At 40.3% G+C, this 16,613-nt stretch carries 18 protein-coding genes; 6 read left to right on the top strand and 12 right to left on the bottom strand.

Annotation, left to right across the window (positions count from 1 at the left end; genetic code table 11):
• Positions 1 to 59: 59 nt before the first annotated feature.
• A complete protein-coding gene (gene cbpA, locus A5875_RS02005) occupies positions 60 to 701 on the top strand; it encodes a cyclic di-AMP binding protein CbpA (RefSeq protein WP_088932066.1) in 642 nt (213 codons plus the stop codon).
• Between the two features lie 47 nt (positions 702 to 748).
• Here cbpA and A5875_RS02000 read toward each other — a convergent pair whose 3' ends face one another.
• Positions 749 to 1,252 carry a QueT transporter family protein gene (locus tag A5875_RS02000; protein WP_371853789.1) on the bottom strand — a complete coding sequence of 168 codons (504 nt, stop codon included), beginning with the start codon at positions 1,250 to 1,252 and terminating at the stop codon, positions 749 to 751.
• Between the two features lie 193 nt (positions 1,253 to 1,445).
• Here A5875_RS02000 and A5875_RS01995 point away from each other — a divergent pair, with 193 nt between their 5' ends.
• Together A5875_RS01995 and A5875_RS01990 are read left to right on the top strand one after the other, a co-directional pair.
• Positions 1,446 to 1,745: a hypothetical protein gene (locus A5875_RS01995; protein ID WP_088932064.1), complete on the top strand. Its 300-nt coding sequence runs from the start codon at positions 1,446 to 1,448 to the stop codon at positions 1,743 to 1,745.
• Positions 1,746 to 1,880: 135 nt separating this feature from the next.
• Positions 1,881 to 2,870: a diacylglycerol/lipid kinase family protein gene (locus A5875_RS01990; protein ID WP_088932063.1), complete on the top strand. Its 990-nt coding sequence runs from the start codon at positions 1,881 to 1,883 to the stop codon at positions 2,868 to 2,870.
• A gap of 34 nt (positions 2,871 to 2,904) precedes the next feature.
• Here A5875_RS01990 and recD2 read toward each other — a convergent pair whose 3' ends face one another.
• From recD2 to A5875_RS01970, 4 genes are all read right to left on the bottom strand, one after another.
• Positions 2,905 to 5,307: an SF1B family DNA helicase RecD2 gene (recD2, locus tag A5875_RS01985; protein ID WP_088932062.1), complete on the bottom strand. Its 2,403-nt coding sequence runs from the start codon at positions 5,305 to 5,307 to the stop codon at positions 2,905 to 2,907.
• Positions 5,308 to 5,324: 17 nt separating this feature from the next.
• Positions 5,325 to 5,981 carry a histidine phosphatase family protein gene (locus tag A5875_RS01980; RefSeq protein ID WP_088932061.1) on the bottom strand — a complete coding sequence of 219 codons (657 nt, stop codon included), beginning with the start codon at positions 5,979 to 5,981 and terminating at the stop codon, positions 5,325 to 5,327.
• A gap of 27 nt (positions 5,982 to 6,008) precedes the next feature.
• Positions 6,009 to 6,515, bottom strand: coding sequence for a tRNA (uridine(34)/cytosine(34)/5-carboxymethylaminomethyluridine(34)-2'-O)-methyltransferase TrmL (gene trmL / locus A5875_RS01975; RefSeq protein ID WP_088932060.1), 507 nt, complete (start codon positions 6,513 to 6,515; stop codon positions 6,009 to 6,011).
• 227 nt (positions 6,516 to 6,742) lie between these two features.
• Positions 6,743 to 7,570: a methyltransferase domain-containing protein gene (locus tag A5875_RS01970; protein WP_088932059.1), complete on the bottom strand. Its 828-nt coding sequence runs from the start codon at positions 7,568 to 7,570 to the stop codon at positions 6,743 to 6,745.
• A gap of 196 nt (positions 7,571 to 7,766) precedes the next feature.
• On the opposite strand from A5875_RS01970, the gene A5875_RS01965 reads away from it, so the two are divergent.
• Positions 7,767 to 8,402 carry a copper homeostasis protein CutC gene (locus tag A5875_RS01965; RefSeq protein ID WP_088932058.1) on the top strand — a complete coding sequence of 212 codons (636 nt, stop codon included), beginning with the start codon at positions 7,767 to 7,769 and terminating at the stop codon, positions 8,400 to 8,402.
• 75 nt (positions 8,403 to 8,477) lie between these two features.
• On the opposite strand, the gene A5875_RS01960 is transcribed toward A5875_RS01965, so the two are convergent.
• The 5 genes from A5875_RS01960 to A5875_RS01940 all read right to left on the bottom strand — a co-directional run bounded on the left by A5875_RS01960 (position 8,478) and on the right by A5875_RS01940 (position 12,746).
• Positions 8,478 to 8,921, bottom strand: coding sequence for an NUDIX hydrolase (locus tag A5875_RS01960; RefSeq protein ID WP_088932057.1), 444 nt, complete (start codon positions 8,919 to 8,921; stop codon positions 8,478 to 8,480).
• Positions 8,922 to 8,963: 42 nt separating this feature from the next.
• A complete protein-coding gene (mgtE, locus tag A5875_RS01955) occupies positions 8,964 to 10,334 on the bottom strand; it encodes a magnesium transporter (protein WP_088932056.1) in 1,371 nt (456 codons plus the stop codon).
• A 73-nt stretch (positions 10,335 to 10,407) separates the two neighbouring features.
• Positions 10,408 to 11,301 (bottom strand): RluA family pseudouridine synthase, encoded by an 894-nt coding sequence (locus A5875_RS01950; RefSeq protein ID WP_088932055.1) that lies wholly within the window; start codon positions 11,299 to 11,301, stop codon positions 10,408 to 10,410.
• Positions 11,302 to 11,305: 4 nt separating this feature from the next.
• Positions 11,306 to 12,151, bottom strand: a complete 846-nt coding sequence (locus A5875_RS01945; RefSeq protein ID WP_176244598.1) for an NAD kinase — start codon at positions 12,149 to 12,151, stop codon at positions 11,306 to 11,308.
• Complete coding sequence (locus A5875_RS01940; RefSeq protein WP_088932053.1) at positions 12,081 to 12,746, bottom strand: GTP pyrophosphokinase; 666 nt, start codon at positions 12,744 to 12,746, stop codon at positions 12,081 to 12,083. The genes A5875_RS01945 and A5875_RS01940 overlap by 71 nt, the downstream gene beginning before the upstream one ends.
• Before the next feature lie 205 nt (positions 12,747 to 12,951).
• Between A5875_RS01940 and A5875_RS01935 the strand changes: the two genes are divergently transcribed.
• Both A5875_RS01935 and A5875_RS01930 read left to right on the top strand, forming a co-directional pair.
• Positions 12,952 to 13,560, top strand: a complete 609-nt coding sequence (locus A5875_RS01935) for a CYTH domain-containing protein (protein WP_088932052.1) — start codon at positions 12,952 to 12,954, stop codon at positions 13,558 to 13,560.
• The gene (locus tag A5875_RS01930) at positions 13,557 to 14,204 is read left to right on the top strand and encodes a DsbA family protein (protein ID WP_088932051.1); all 648 of its coding nucleotides are present in this window, start codon (positions 13,557 to 13,559) and stop codon (positions 14,202 to 14,204) included. Before A5875_RS01935 ends, A5875_RS01930 begins: the two co-directional genes overlap by 4 nt.
• Positions 14,205 to 14,235: 31 nt before the next feature.
• Here A5875_RS01930 and A5875_RS01925 read toward each other — a convergent pair whose 3' ends face one another.
• Positions 14,236 to 15,414, bottom strand: coding sequence for a class C sortase (locus A5875_RS01925; protein WP_088932050.1), 1,179 nt, complete (start codon positions 15,412 to 15,414; stop codon positions 14,236 to 14,238).
• A 1-nt stretch (position 15,415) separates the two neighbouring features.
• Positions 15,416 to 16,594 (bottom strand): class C sortase, encoded by a 1,179-nt coding sequence (locus tag A5875_RS01920; RefSeq protein WP_088932049.1) that lies wholly within the window; start codon positions 16,592 to 16,594, stop codon positions 15,416 to 15,418.
• Between the last annotated feature and the right edge of the window lie 19 nt (positions 16,595 to 16,613).

Below are 16,613 nucleotides of genomic sequence, written 5' to 3'. Positions count from 1 at the left end.
ATCTAGGAGAATATGATAATATGATGAAAGAATGAATAGCTTTATTGGAGGGTTATTGGATGTTATTAAAAAGTCTCGTTTATCCCAAAGAGAATTTGACGACGATCAATGAATCGACGACATTGCAAGAGGCGTTGGACATTTTAGAAGGCACGGGCTTTCGTTGTGTTCCGATCCTTGATGAAAGTGATCAGATTTTCCGAGGCAATATCTACAAAATGCACATTTACCGGCACAAAGCAAATGGCGGCGATATGGATCTGCCAGTTACTCATTTGCTAAAAAATGCAACGAAATTCATTTCATTAGACACTTCATTTTTTAAAATCTTTTTTACGATTAAAGAATTGCCATACATCACTGTTTTAGATGAGGATCACCATTTTTATGGTATCTTAACCCACAGTACTTTATTGAATATGTTATCTCAATCTTGGAATATCCAAACTGGCAGCTATGTGATAACCGTTGTTTCTACTGGAAAACGCGGTGACTTAGCCGTTATGTCGAAGATCATTTCTAAATTCACCCCGATCGCAAGCTGCATCACCCTAGATGTCGGCCAAGATTTCAAAGGACGTCGGACTCTGTTCACTTTGCCTGCTGGCGTGGATGAAAATAAATTGAATCAAATCATCGATTATCTTGAGCGTAAACATTTTGAGATTCAAGAAGTAGAATCTTTATCGATGCAAGACTAATTTCTCAAGCAAAATGGCGATCCTAGAAAACTAGGACCGCCATTTTTTTATATTTGTTTTGCGAAATGCAATCGTTCGTTTAAATAATACATGATTGGTGCTGAGATCGTCATAATGATTGCTTCACTCAATGCCGTCCAGCCATAAGTCGGCCAAAAAGGCAATTGTGCTGTTAAATTCAGCATCAGCGCAATCAAAAACATGCTTGCACTAAAGAAAACCACATTCAAGGCTAACCGAACCTTCGTATTCTTAACAATATTTTGTAAAACTGCCGTTAAGGATAATGCTAAGAGTGTCTGGCCTCCACCGAAAATGACATCTAGCCAACCCATGCCGAAGATCGCATTATACACAACGACTCCGCCAAAGATCCCCCAGAGATATTTTCGATTAAATACGACCAAGTGATTCAAACTTTCTGAGATACGAAATTGGATCGCCCCTGAAGCCACCGGCGAAACTAAAATCGTCAGAGCCAAATAAAGCGCCATAATGATTCCGTTAGTCACCATGACATTGACTCGCTTTCTTTCTACCATATTCATAATTTTCCTTCTTTCTCCGAGTTTTTTTAAAGCGGGATGGTTGATGAACCGCTGTAAACCTTTTACAGCATACGTTTTTTTGAAATGTAAGTCAACTCCGGCTCTTTTTTGGAGTCTTCTAAAATTGAAATTTTTAAACCTCTAATGATACAATCAATTTGTAAGCAATTCTTTTAGCCAAAGAAAGGTGTTAACCATGATAGGTATCGACAATGAGTTGGAGCAATTGTATATAAGAGCACAACACGATGGTGAAGCCGCTATCAAAGACCGTTGGACTTCTGGAAATTATGGCTGTTGCAGCACGCGGGCGCCACTAGTAGAAAAATATAAAATTGAAATTAATGAGAACAATTCCTTGTTTTACATTTGGGGAACCTTAGTCGTTACAACGAATCAGACAACTAAAACAACTACTGTAAACAATGAGTATCAGGCGTCAAATTACGACAAAAAAGTTATCGATTGGTTTATCCAGAAAACAAAAAAAGCATAACTCTTCTATGGTAACCTCTCCCTCTTCATATTGAAGGGGGATTTTTTCATTAGCGCGATTCGAAAAAATTTGATTCAATTTTCTACAGTTCCTTTCATTACTCTGTTATAATCAGTCTTTGAAAGGATCGAGGACATGAATTTTCATTATCATATTTTAATCAATCCCGCAGCCGGCAGCGGCAACGCGGCGAAAGCAGCAGAAAAAATCATCCAGTTACTTGATGAAGGTGATTATACATACACTCCTTATTACACCGAACAGCCTGGTGACGAAAGAGAAATCGTAGGGCGTCTAGTAGACTTACTCAGCCCTTGGTCAGAAACTTGCGAAAAGGACCACGTCGATAATTCGTTTCACCTGTTGGTAGTGATTGGCGGCGATGGAACGTTACACGAAGTTGTGAATCAAATTTATGCTTTGGATTATCAACTTCCGGTCAGCTATATCCCTGCTGGATCAGGAAATGATTTTGCCCGCGGCATTGGTCTGTCTCGTGAGCCAGAAAAAGCCTTTGAGCAAATCACCTCTGCATTGAAACCACAACCGATCAATGTTTTTCACTATGAGGAAAAAATCCGCGAAGAGCAAGGCGTCATTTTAAACAATGTCGGGATTGGTTTGGACGCACTGATCGTTGCTACAACAAATGCATCTACCTCAAAAAAAGTGTTGAATAAGTATCATTTAGGTTCAGCATCTTACGCAATATACTTGGTGAAGGCTATTTTTACTCAAAAAACTTTTCCAATTCTTGTTGAGCTAAATGGTCAAACATTGAGTTTTGAACGAACCTTCTTATGTACTACTACAAATATTCCTTATTTTGGCGGCGGCGTAGCAATTGCTCCAATGGCTGATCCGAAAAAAGACACGATTGATCTCGTCGTTGTAGAAAAACCAAATCTACCAGCCATCTTGCGTTTTCTAATCCAGCTTTTGCGAAAGAAGCATACCGATAACAAACATTACAAACATTTTACCAGCAGTAAAATACGGATCGTCTCCGTTGTCCCGCAGCATGGTCAAGCCGATGGTGAAAACATGGGAGAAAGATCTTTTGATATGAATTTCTCAACCGCTACACAATACATCTGGTATGCAGACAAAAGGACTGAAAAATAAATCCGCGGATTTATTTTTCAGTCCTTTTTTATTGTTACATAAACATTGCCGGTGTGATATTCTCCATGCCGATCATAGGATCAATCGTTTGCCCAGCAACCAATTTTGGCGTCAAAATAGTTGGTTCGTTCATCGCTGGTTTTTGTTTGTCTTCTGCGGCTTTAAATGGTTCTGCCTTTGGCGGTACCGGTGCAACTTCTGTCCCCTTGGTGATTCGCTCGATCAAGGTCGTTTTTCGAACCGCTGATTCACGATTTACGCAAGCCTGAAAAGCTTCTTCCTCACCTAATAAAATCAGCAGCTCTTTGCTGCGTGTCACGGCTGTATATAAGAGGTTCCGCTGAAGCATCCGAGAATACTGCTTGACCATCGGCAGGAGCACCATTTTAAACTCGCTCCCTTGCGCCTTATGGATCGAACAACAATAAGAAAGTTTGATCTTATTCCATTCCGAACGCTTATAACTGACCTCGTTGCTGTCAAACTGGATCACCAATTCATCCACTTTATCTTCCGATTCCTTCGCAGGAATGATCCCAACAATGATTCCCATATCTCCATTGAAAACATTTAGTTCTGGATTATTGACTAATTGTAGAACTTTATCCCCAATACGATACACGACATCGTTCCACTGAACTTCTTTTTTCCGTCCATCGTTGGGATTAAAAATTTCCTGCATCATTTTATTGATGGCATCAATCCCGGCTGGACCACGATACATTGGTGCTAAAACTTGAACATCTTGAGCAGTGTAGCCTTTTTTCTTCGCCCGTTCCACAATCTGCTTCACGACTTCTTCCATTTGAAAAGCATGACAGGCGATAAATGAGCGATCCTGCTGATTCTTTCGAAAATCCTGCGGCAGTTTTCCGTCTTTTATTTCATGCGCTAACGGAATGATTGACGAACCATCGCCCTGACGATAAATATCGGTCAGCTCCATCTTTGGAATATCTTCGATTTGCAATAGATCATGAAAAACCTGCCCCGGTCCAACCGATGGCAATTGATCTTTATCCCCGACAAAAATCACCTGCATATTATTAGGGATCGCTTTTAGTAAGGTATTAGCCAACCAAGTATCCACCATGGACATCTCGTCAACGATCAATAACCCTCCATCTAATTCTTTCGCTTCGATATCCGGAGTGTCATCATTGGCATTCAATCCTAGTAATCGATGGATCGTACTGGCAGGCAAATCGGTCGTCTCGTTCATCCGTTTTGCTGCCCGACCAGTTGGGGCTGCTAATAAAATGGGAAAAACCGCGTTCGTATACTCTTTTGGATCTAAAGACAAATCATTCAGCTCTGCGAATAATTTGACGATTCCATTAATGACAGTAGTCTTCCCCGTACCAGGTCCGCCAGTCAAAATAAATAAAGGGGAACGAATTGCCTCTTTGATTGCTTGATCTTGCGAATCGCCATATGTGATCTTCAATTGTTTCTCGATGATTCGCAGTTTTTTATCAATCGTTTCTTGCGGATAGTTGATCTCTTTTTTACGAGCCAGTAATCGTTCGATCGAAGAAGCGATCCCCCACTCACTATAAAACAATGTATTCTCATAAATTCTTGTCGCTTCTTGCTGAATTTTTTCCTCTTCAACTAATTGAATGATCATATTGGCGATTTGATCGGGAGCAATTTCAACAGGCCGCGTCGTTTCTAAAAGCTGTAAGACTTCTGTCAACAATTGTTGAGCTTCCACATAGGTGTCGCCGCTCTGATTCGCATCCTCATTAACTTGATGAAAGATCGCTGCTCGAATCCGCTGCGGACTGTCCGCGGCAATCCCCAGCTGTTCAGCTAAGCTATCCGCCTTTTTAAAGCCGATACCTTCAATATCTTCTACCAGCTGGTAAGGATTTTCCGCGATTACTTCCAATGCTTCATTTCGATAGGTTTGAAAAATCGCAAACGAAAGTTGACTTCCAAAACCATAACGACTCAAGCCGACGATGATTTGCTCCATTCCATGATTTTGTCGAATCGTCTCGACAATCACCTTCTGCTTTTTCACATTTAGATTTGGAACCTTTGCCAATACCGCAGGATTTTCCATAATCTGATCGATGGCTTCCTCACCTAGAACTTCAATTATTTTCTCGGCAGTTATCTTTCCAATCCCAGGAAACTTTTCACTAGAAAGGTAATTAATCAAACCGTTTGCCGAAGTTGGATGCGCCTGTTCATAGCTTTCCACTAAAAATTGTTTGCCGTAGCGAGGGTGATCGACAAAATGTCCGAAGAAGCGATAGTCTTCATCTTCTTGCATATCGCCAAAACTTCCCGTAACAACAATCTCCTGTTCCAGATAATCACTGTTTGTATCCGTGACCTTGATCAGTAAGACTTTATAAAAATTGCTGGGATTTTGAAAAAAGATTACTTTTAATGTTCCCACGATGTATAACTGTTCTTCCGACATTTCGCTCCCCCTTTCGATTAGAGTAATGAATCTGGTTTTGAACCCGTACCTTCTAGAAAACTAACATCATTCCATTGAATCATTCGATACGGTGGTTTGCTGCTGTCTGCCTCTAAGATCGTCAAGCTATTGTTAAATAAACCGCCCATTTCTCTTAACTCACTCAAGGGTTTTCCTGTTAAGGCTTGGATAGCTGCTGTTAAGGCCGCCCCATGACCGACAAAAAGAAGCGGACCTTCTTTAGCTTCAGCCACTGCCTTTTCAACTAAATCATTGATTCGTTTCAGCATGTCTTCGATCTTCTCTCCTTCAAATGGAGTTGGATCATATAATTCTAAATGATGGCGTAAATTAACCATGTCTTTGGGATAACGTTCTTGAATTACAGGAATTAACTGTCCTTCTAAAGTTCCTAAGCCAAGTTCTCGCAAGTCTTCTGAACGAATTATTTCAGTCGGGTGGGTTAATTGCTTGTTGATACCTTCCGCCGTTAAGTAAGCACGCTTCAATGTACTGGTATAAATTTTTTCAAATGGAACATCCTTCAATTCTTTTCCTAGTGCTTTGATTGCTTCTAAACTTTCAGGCAGCAAAGGAGAGTCTCCCATCATCCCTTGGAAACGTTTCTCTTGATTCCACCGAGTTTTTCCGTGACGAGTAAAATAAAGTTTCATAAAAATCCCTTTCCAACTACTTATTATCTAGTCTAACTTATCGTGTTCGTAGTGATGCGTCAATTCCAAATTAGGAAAATTTTGTTGGCGCAATGCTTCATACACAACTAAAGCCACCGTGTTAGAAAGATTCAATGAACGAACGTGCTCGTCGTTCATTGGGATACGCAAACATTTTTCCTCATTTTCCCGCATAAATTCTTCTGGCAAGCCCGTTGTTTCTTTTCCAAACATAAAGAAATGGTCCGCATCATCTGTATAATCAATCTCAGAATACGTGGCATTAGCAAATTTTGTGATCAAATGTAATGGCTGATCGCCCAAATAATCTAAAAATGCGGCCAAATTTTCATGGTATGTGATATTCACATCATTCCAATAATCTAAGCCTGCTCGCTTCAAATGCTTATCATCAGTAGAAAAACCTAAGGGCTCAATCAAATGCAGCGGTGAATTGGTTGCCGCACACGTTCGGGCAATATTGCCCGTGTTCGCCGGAATTTGCGGTTCAAATAATACGATATGGTTTGTCATGATAGTTTCCCCTCGTTCTTATCTCAATATATATTTTTTAACAAAAAAAACGTACCAACTCGGTGTCAAGCACGGCGAGTCGCTACGTTAGTGAAGCACTTTTCACTAACTTTTATCAGAACAGGAACCTGATAAAAACCAATGAAAAACAACTTGTTTGTACTATAACATCACGAAGTCACAAATGCAACCTTCTCTTTTCAGTAATTTGAATGAAAACGATTTCTCTAATGACCTTTTAATATTTCGATATCAATAGTTATTTTCCTCAGAGGATTCTCAGCTAACTTCTTCTTTATATCCGCTGAGACCTTCCATTCCAATGGTGACATCTCCAAAAGATCTAAACGATTTTCTGCTGGTATTTCAAACTCATACGTCACTCGCTCGCGATGATCGAGTGTAAGCTCCTTCGTGAAACGTTGAATAACTGCCTCATTCGAATAAGCCTCACCATCAGGATGATAGACTGCTCGTAATTCTTGCAGATAGCCCGATTGAGGAACAATTTTGATTACACAGCCGTCTGGCTTCAACACACGCTTGAATTCACGATACTGTGAAGGCGAAAAAATGTTTAGAATCGTATCAAAAGAATCATCAGCAAAAGGCAGGTTCGTCAAATCAGCGACACACCAAAAGGCTTCGATCGGCTGATTGCTCGCCAGATAGATCCCTTCCTTAGCAATATCAAAACCAATTGATACAGGATTTTCTTTTTGCTGAGTTACCTGCTGCAAAAAGCTTCCTTCTCCGCAACCAACATCCAAAAGGTTCCCCGTTTGCATCAATTGTGAAATTTTTTCTATCACCGGCTGATACATCCCAGAGCGGATCATTCTTCCTCGCGGTTCAAACATCTCATTATCATATTCCGTTTTGATTTGATGATCTAAAAAGTATAGTGTTCCTTTTTTCGCTAAATCAAAGCGGTGTCCATTCACACAGGTCAAACTTTTATCTTGCAGTGTCATTTCTCGGTGACATTTTGGACAACGAAACAACTTATGCTGCTCGGCCAAAAATAAAGCTCCCCGATCAATTTTTTTAAGCATCTTTCCACTCCTTTTCGCTAATCTATCATAGCATAGTTCTTCTATTCCTACTATCGTTGAGATGTGCTAAACTATACGCGAGATGTCACTTCATCAGGACGAATATTACTGTATCCGGTAAAATCGTTATGCTGATAAAGAAACAGCATCTTAGACTTTTTTTTCAAACATTAGGACAAAATTGGAGGATACAATCTTGATTAAAGAATTTTGCGCAGAAAATTACACCGACATCCCAAAAGCAATCCAAGCAGGTGCTGGTCGGATCGAACTATGTGATAACTTAGCTGCTGGCGGAACAACCCCTAGTATAGGTGTGATCGAAGAAGCTTTGGCTTACGCCGGTGAAAAACATGTACCGATTATGACAATGATTCGTCCACGAGGCGGAAATTTTGTTTACAATGATATTGAATTAAAGATCATGGAGAATGATTTGATCCATGCGAAAAATGCTGGAACTGATGGTGTGGTCTTTGGTTGTTTGACCGAAAACAACGAAGTAGATGAAGAAGCCATAGAAATGTTAGTCGGCAACAGTGAAGGCTTACTGACGACTTTTCATATGGCCTTTGATGAACTCTCGAAAGAGGAGCAGTTCAAAACAATTGATTGGTTCGTAAAATTAGGGATTGATCGGATCTTGACTCATGGTGGTCCTTTATCGACTTCCATCGAAGAAAATCTGCCTCATCTAAAAGAATTAATCGATTACGCAGCTGGTCGGATCATTATCTTGCCTGGCGGCGGAATCAATGCAGAAAATGCAGAAAGAATAGCTGAGCGTTTAGGCATCACCGAAGTTCATGGCACAAAAGTTGTTCAATTTTAACCATCTTTTTTGAACGTCTCCTTCTCCGCTAGGCCAGCATAGACAAAAAAGAAAATGATTCGCGATCACTGCGAATCATTTTCTTTTTTCTTTGATGAAGGTTTTTATTTTGAATAGCCACCTGTTTTCTTTTAATCGCAAGCGAACTGGATACCGCCCGGTCTTATAATCCTTAATCTGACGAAGTCGATCAGGAAAAACATTCAGTGGTAAATTTTGGAGATCAAAAAAATTGAACGCCACATACTCATGCGATTCCATCTTACTTTGCGAAACCGTTTCTTGGACCTTATAGACGTACGTGATCTCTTCATCATGATACTCTTTTGTATAAATTCCTATTAGATCCTCTACTTTACTGTCGAAAGAAAGCAGCTCTTTGATCAGACGCTGCATTCCATCTCGTTCATTCTCATTTGGGAGGAGTTCTCCTCCAGGCAAATCCCATACAGGCATTCCCTGCCGCCGGACTAACAGAATCAGTCCATTGCGGATAATAACGGCATAAGCTTTTTTCAAAATTTTCTCACTACTTTCAGCGTATGTCTTTTAAAGCATTAATCATTGACCAATAAATCGTTCCATAAAGAGACTAGCAATATTGAAATAAATCAATACACTGGTCAAATCACTCAGGGTGGTAATAAACGGGCCGCTGGCAACAGCCGGATCAAAGCCTAACTTTTCCATCAGCATGGGAATAAAACTTCCGGCTAAATTCGCTACTGTGATTGCCGCCATCATGGCCGCACCAATAACAAAGCCTAAAATAAAATTATGCTTCCAAATACCGACAATGAAGAAAATCGTCACTCCAGTTACAAGTCCCGTTACCAGTCCAGTCAACACTTCACCGATAATCAGTTTCCCGAAATTCTTTTCATTGTCATCTGAAACGGCTAACCTTCTTACTGCTACGGCTAAAGACTGTGTGCCGGCATTACCGGCAGTCCCAGTGATCAATGAAATAAAGACTGCTAAGATACTGGCTTTGCTGACTAATTCTTCGTAATGATTAATCAATGTTGCTGTTGTCATTCCTAAAAAAAGCAACGTGATCAGCCAAGGCAACCGCCGCGAAGCAGCTTTGACGGGATTCTCATTGACCTCTTCGACATTGACCCCCGCCAAACCAGAGTAGTCACTAGCCGCTTCATCATCGATTACATCAATGATATCATCAACTGTCACGATCCCCAACAAATGGTCATCATAATCTGTAACCGGCAAAGCAAGGAAATCATAATCACGGAAGGTCTGCGCCACATCTTCTTGATCATCCCCAACGTGAACAGAGATCATCCGTTCACTCATTACATCTGAAACCATTGTATCATCATCATTGACGATCAAATCACGCAGCGAAATAACCCCAACTAGCTGATTGTCATCGTTCACCACATAAGTATAATAGATTGTCTCGGCAATTTGGGCTTCTTTTTTCAAAACGTACATGGCAGAGCGAACAGTTTGATTTGCAACGATCGAAACATACTCCGTTGTCATTAATGACCCGGCTGTGTCATCTTCATAATGAAGCAAATCTCGAATTTCATTCGCATGCTCAGAATCCATCAAGCTTAAATATTTTGCTACCGGCTTCTTATCTAACTCGTTCAGTAAATCCACCGCGTTATCGGTATACATTTCAGATAACATATCCGCCGCATATTGCGGGCGCATCTCATTCAGATATTCGTCCATATGTTCATCGTCTTCTTCAATAACGTCAAACATGTCAGCTAATTCTTTAGGAGATAAATAAGAATAAACGAGTTGTCGTTCTTCTTGATTCAAAGATTGATAAAATTGCCCCTGATCATAAAAATGCATTTCCAGGAAATGATCACGAAACGCCTGTATATCATTCTGACCTAGTTCCTCCCGTAATTGTTGGAAATGTATTTCAAGCTCTTCTTGGTTCTCATCCATCAATCTCACCTACCTCATATTTATGTATTAATTTTTCGGTTCGGATATCATTCTGCTTTTTTAGTAGTCCTATCTAAATTGCTTCTGCTATTGCCGCCATGTCATCCGCTAATGGTAATTCAAAATGCATCGTCTCGCTGCTGAATGGATGGGGAAAAGTTAAGGAGTAGCAATGTAAGGCTTGTCGCTCAATACCTAAATCCATCGCGCCTTCATAAAGGTCGTCGCCTAGCAATGGGCAGCCGATTGCTGAAAAATGGACTCGAATTTGATGGGTTCGACCTGTATGCAGCTGGATATCGACTAAAGCACATTCTTGATTTCGTTTTTTTACCCAGTATTCTGTTTCGGCTTTTTGCCCCGTTTCAATGACCTGACGCTTCAATAATGAAGATAAATCACGTCCGATCGGCAGTATTATGTTTCCGTGTGATTGCAGGGTATCAACTTCACCTGAAACCAATGCCTGGTATTTTTTGACAAACTGCTTTTGTTGCAATCCTTGATCCAGCTTCGCATGGGCAAAGCCGTGTTTTGCAAACAGCATCAACCCTGACGTATCTCGATCCAAACGTGTAACGACATGAACAACTTGATTGGCATAATTTTGGGCTACATAATAGGCCTTGACGCGGTTCGCCATCGTTCCGCGCGGATGATATTGAGCTGGAATCGAAGCAATCCCCGCCGGCTTATTGACGACCAATAAATGTTCATCCTCAAAAACGATGTCAATCGGAATTTCATCAGCCAATAAGGTTTCATGCGGTTCCTCGTCTGGAATCACAACAGTTACAATATCATGGGCTTTTAAAGAAAACAAGACGTTTTGTTCAGTCTCATTTACTAAAATTTTTCCACCGTGAAATTTAATTTTAGCTAGTAATTTTTTTGAGATTCCTTGGTGCTTTAAAAAAGTTCGTACAAGCGAGCTGGTTTGCTCTTGATAAGTCCATTTAAATTCCACAAGATTAATCCTCTCGAATAAAGGCATCCTTAACCCGATGCCAAAAATGCATATGTCGATAAGAAGCGAAATGAATTCGTTCCTCGGCAATTTTATATTTGATCGACGTGATACCTTTGCGATTGATATCAAGCTGATCGATCGTAATTAAATGTTGTTCACTGCTTTTCAGCCGCACATCGATCCATTCGTGGGAGCCGATAATACTTGGAGAGCCTAACGTCCGAAAAACACGATTATTCAATGAAGCAATTTCCGATAATTGCATCGCATTGATACTTGGATGAACCACCGCGCCGCCGACACTTTTATTATAAGCCGTTGAACCTGTAGGCGTGGAGATAGCTAAGCCGTCGCCACGAAACCGTTCAAATAATTCTTCTTTGATGTAGACATCCGCCACCATCGTGCGGCTGCCTTTACGAATCGTAGACTCATTTAATGCCAAAAAGTGCTTTTGTTCCCCATCTGTCGTTGTCAAAACAACATCCAAAAGAGGATAACTGACACTCTTTCCCTGCTCAGCGCTTAAACTGTTTACCAATTCAGGAAGCTCATAGTCGCGCCAATCAGTGTAAAATCCCAGATGTCCCGTATGGACTCCGAGAAAACGAACTTCATCCAAACGATGATTATACCGATGAAATGCCGATAGCAGTGTGCCGTCGCCGCCGATCGTGATCACTAATTCTGGATCACGCTCCACGATTTCTAAATCATCCTTATCCGCCAATAAACCACGTAAGCGTTGCAATACTCGAATTGATTTTTCTTCTTGATTATGAATGATTCCGATCCGTAGTCCCACGTTGTCCCACTTCCTTTTTTTGTTCCTTACGATTAAATACATGCTGCGCTTCTTGAATCTCACCACGAATGCTGGACATTTCCTCATCTAATTGATAAGCCGCTTCGGCAGCACGGAATAACCGCTTCTGGATATTTTCAGGTATTTGTCCTTCATATTTGTAATTCATTGAATGTTCGATCGTTGCCCAAAAATTCATTGATAGGGTCCGAATTTGAATCTCTGCTAAAAGCTTCTTTTCGCCTTCTAACATTTGCACCGGATATTCGATGACTAAATGATAAGAACGATACCCGCTGGCTTTTCGATTTGTTATGTAATCTCGCTCTTGAATGATCTTCATATCATTTCTGCGCCGCAAAATTTCCACGACCAAAGGAATGTCTTCAACAAATTGACACATGATGCGCATTCCTGCCATGTCGGACATTTCATCTTCTAAACGGTCTAGCGGAATCCCTCGCAGCTCTGCTTTATTAAGGATGCTTTCTACTGGTTTAACTCGACCGGTTACAAACTCGATCGGCACGTGATCCCCGCTCGTACGGTACTGCTTACGTAATCCCCGTAATTTTATCTTTAACTCTGCTACTGCTAATTCATAAGGAGCAAGAAATGAATCCCAGTCTCTCTCCATCGCATATCCCTCGCTTCATTTTTCCATTCTTTCTTATCTTATCACAAACCCTCCACAGAAAGAATTATCATATTTTTGATGCTTAACAAATATTACAAAATACTAACATTTTTATGGAATTAGCTCTAATTGTTTGACTATCTAGGTTATTCTATGTGAGGATGTCTTATATTAGGAAATTTCTAGAATCAGAGGTAGAATAAGATTGAGCGAAGAAATTGAAATCGAATTCAAGAGCATGCTGATACAAAATGAGTATGAAGAATTGTTACGTTACTACAATATTACGGATGACCAATTTGTAATACAAACAAATCTTTACTTCGATACAGCGGATTTTCAATTAAAGAAATATGGCATGGGCCTTAGAATACGCCGTTTTGACACTAAAGCGGAAGCGACTCTAAAAATCCCGCAATCAGTTGGTCTATTAGAGGTCACCGATGCGCTCACGATTACTGAAGTAGAACAGGCTCTAGATAAAAAACAGTTCGCTTCAGGAGCTGCTGAAATTTTAGCCCGCCTGAAACAATTAAATATTTCATTATTAGACTTGTCCCTAATTGGGAAACTAATCACAAAACGTGCAGAATTTACAATTCCAGAAGGAAAACTTGCATTAGATGAAAGTTGGTATGGACAGCAGCATGACTTTGAATTGGAATTAGAGGTCAGTGATTCTAGTTATGGAGAAGAAGATTTTAACCAACTGTTAAAGAAATTCGATTTACCTTACCGAAAAACACAAAATAAAATCGCCCGCGCTGTAACTGAACAGCAAGAGCGAAATAAAGAAATGGAGGGGCTCCAATGATCGAGATTTATTTGTTTGTTAACCCGATTGGGCAAAAATGTTTATCGATCGAGCGACGGATCATTGATTTGATCAAAGAGTATGACATGAAAATTCAATTACGTTTGGTTCCCATCATGAATCTAAAAACCGTCTCGGAATTCATGCAGAGAATCGGCGCCTCCGAAAAAGACATTGAATTACGAACAGAATTATCTCAGGAGATTCATTCAGCAGCGTTAGACGTTAAGGCCGCTCATCTCCAAGGTAAAAAACGCGGGCGTGATTTTTTAGTCGAACTACAAGAAACGGTTGGCGAACAAAAGCAGCCTTATTCAAAGAAACTGGCGATCCAGCTCTTTACCAAAGTTGGCGGTGATTTAGAAATGTTCCTGGAAGACCGTCAATCGGCATTTGTCCAAGAAGCCTTTCTAACCGATCAGCAGATCGCCCATGAAATGGAGATTACTTCACATCCTTCCGCTGTGATTTATAACTATGGCAGTGATTGTGACGCTGGCATTCGGATTGAAGGCTGTGAAACGATCCATCACATTTTAGATACATATAATACTAAAGAATCCTTGATAGCATTCTTAGAATCGCAAAGTAAAAATACTCCGATCAGACAATCAGATATGGATAATCACTTGTCGCTAATCTAATAAAGCGTCATTGCCTCACGGCAATGACGCTTTATTTTTTGATTTGAACAGCATTATCCTTCGTAAAGATGTAAGCTTTCTGCTGTTTGGTTAAATAGAGATTTATTTTATCTTGACGCAATTTCTTAATGCCGACTTTAAAGCCAAGTTCTTCACTATCTTTGATACAGTAAACACCGCCGGGAATATTCTCGAAACGTGCTCGACCTTCTTCATCCGTCACTGCCATTAATGGAATGCCTTTTCGTTGAACTGGCTGTTTGCCATTTTTAGTGTACATGGCTATTTCTCTTCCTGCTATAGCATTTCCCGCTTGGTCGGTTCTTAGAATATTTAGATTGAACAGACGCTTTCTCAAAAGATACGTGTGAATCGCACGATAAATTCCAAATAGTAAAAGCAATACGGCTAGAACAACCCCGACTAGGATCAACATCTCTTTTAATTTACGCGAATCGTCCGCCTTTTTGATTGCCTTTGCCATATCTTCTGTGTATGGCACTCGGTGTCCGGTCACTAATAAGCGATGACTATTGATCATGTATGGAGTACAAGTCAATAAAGTAACAATGTCGCGGCCAGACTCAATATTAATCACTGAGGTATCTCGAGGTTCGACTACATCGATCTTTTCCACTTCGTAAGCCAATTTTTTCTCAAACAACGTTATCACAAAGATCTCACCTTTTTTTACATCCTCTAAATCAGTAAAAAGCTTTTTCTCAGGCAGACCGCTATGGGCAGAAATAACTGAGTGAGTATTGATTCCTCCGGTTGGAAAAGATGTGCCTTGTAAAACCGTCGCCCCTTCTTGTAAAAGCTTTTCATTGGTTGTATCAAATAGCGGCAGTGTGACTTCGATCGTCGGAATACTGATAGCTCCGATCAAATGTTTGCGGATATAGTCATCACTGACGATCTTACGCTCATTATCGTTCGTGAACTTAGGCGCCTTTGGTACTAGACCATTTTTTTTCAATTCTTCGTTGCGCTTTTTCATTCGTTCCTTTGCTTTACGGACTTGTTCTTTATTTTGTCGTTTATTTTGCTCTTGAACTTCCTCCATTCTTTTTTGATCAACAAAGTCATTGACCGCATTGATATAAAAAGGATACATCATGACAAGTACCCCGGCCAAAAAGACTAAGATCATAAAAATCTTGCTGATCATTTGTCGTTTGGCACTTCTTGGTTTAGGCGACCTCTTCACACTAGTTCACCTTACTTTCAATAATAAAATGCTTAATCTTTTGTTTGATATTCTTGTAGCCGCGGCGTTTAAGAATCTTGAATTTTCGATCTTTCAGCCGCCATACTTTGCCTTTTACACTCAATCCGTTTTCAGTTTCCACACGATAAACACCGCCGGGGATTTGTTTGAACTCAATTTTCCCATAAGCATCACTAACTGTATGAACTAGTTTGCCGTCAATCCGTACCACATCTCTTTTTTGAGTAAGTAGTGCACGTACTCCCGGCAACGGCTCACCATTTTCATATAGATAGAAGACAAAATTGTAATCGCGCTTCTTCGATTGATAAAGAATGATCTTGCGCCACACGAAGTAACCAAAAATCAGTGCGAAGAATAGACAGCCGGCAACTAGATAGTACACACGTCGACGATGATATTTTTCGGTTTCTTTGATTTTCTTCGCTGCCTCTACAGGATAAGCGACCCGGTGACCAGTGACTAGCAAACGATGACTGTTTACCCCATACGGCGTACAAGTCAGCAATGTCACTAAATCACGATCTAATTCAATTTTAAGCGCATCAAACTTATCAGGTTCCACGATCTTAATGCGATCTACCTGATAAGCTAATTTTTTTCCTTCTATATGTAAGAAAAATCTATCTTTCTTTTTGAGCAGCTCTAAATCAGTAAAAAGCTTCTTCTCTGGCAACCCGGTATGACCAGTAATTACTGAGTGCGTCCCTTTTCCACCTACCGGAAAAGAGGTGCCTTGCAGAACAGTCGCTCCTTTATCCAGTAAAAAATCATTCGTTTCATCGTAGACAGGCAAACTGACCTTTATTTTAGGGATGAAGACCGCGCCGATCATATGTTTTTCGTAATACTCCTTTTTAGGACTTTTCGTCCCTCGCAAAGAAGATTCGAAAGGATCATCAAAACTTCCAGCCCCCGGAATAATTGTTTTTAATTTTTTATTTTCCTTTTCAAGCTTTTCGAGTCGTTTTTTCTTATCCGCCTCAGAGCGGGCCTCCATTTTTTCTTGGACTTCCTCGAGACGCTGCTGATCGACGTAATTATTGATCGAATCAACTACGAATGGATACATAAAAATCAAAAAACCGGTAATAAACATGACAGCAATTGATAATTTTAAGAACAAATCAATTTTGTCCCTTTTATTTGGTTTAGTCATTATGATCCACCCCCTCTAC

It is taken from the genome of Enterococcus sp. 3H8_DIV0648 (genome assembly GCF_002140655.1).
In the GTDB taxonomy this organism is placed as follows: domain Bacteria; phylum Bacillota; class Bacilli; order Lactobacillales; family Enterococcaceae; genus Enterococcus_A; species Enterococcus_A hulanensis.
Note: the sequence above shows the minus strand (reverse complement) of the source record. Positions and strands in the feature narration are given on the sequence as shown.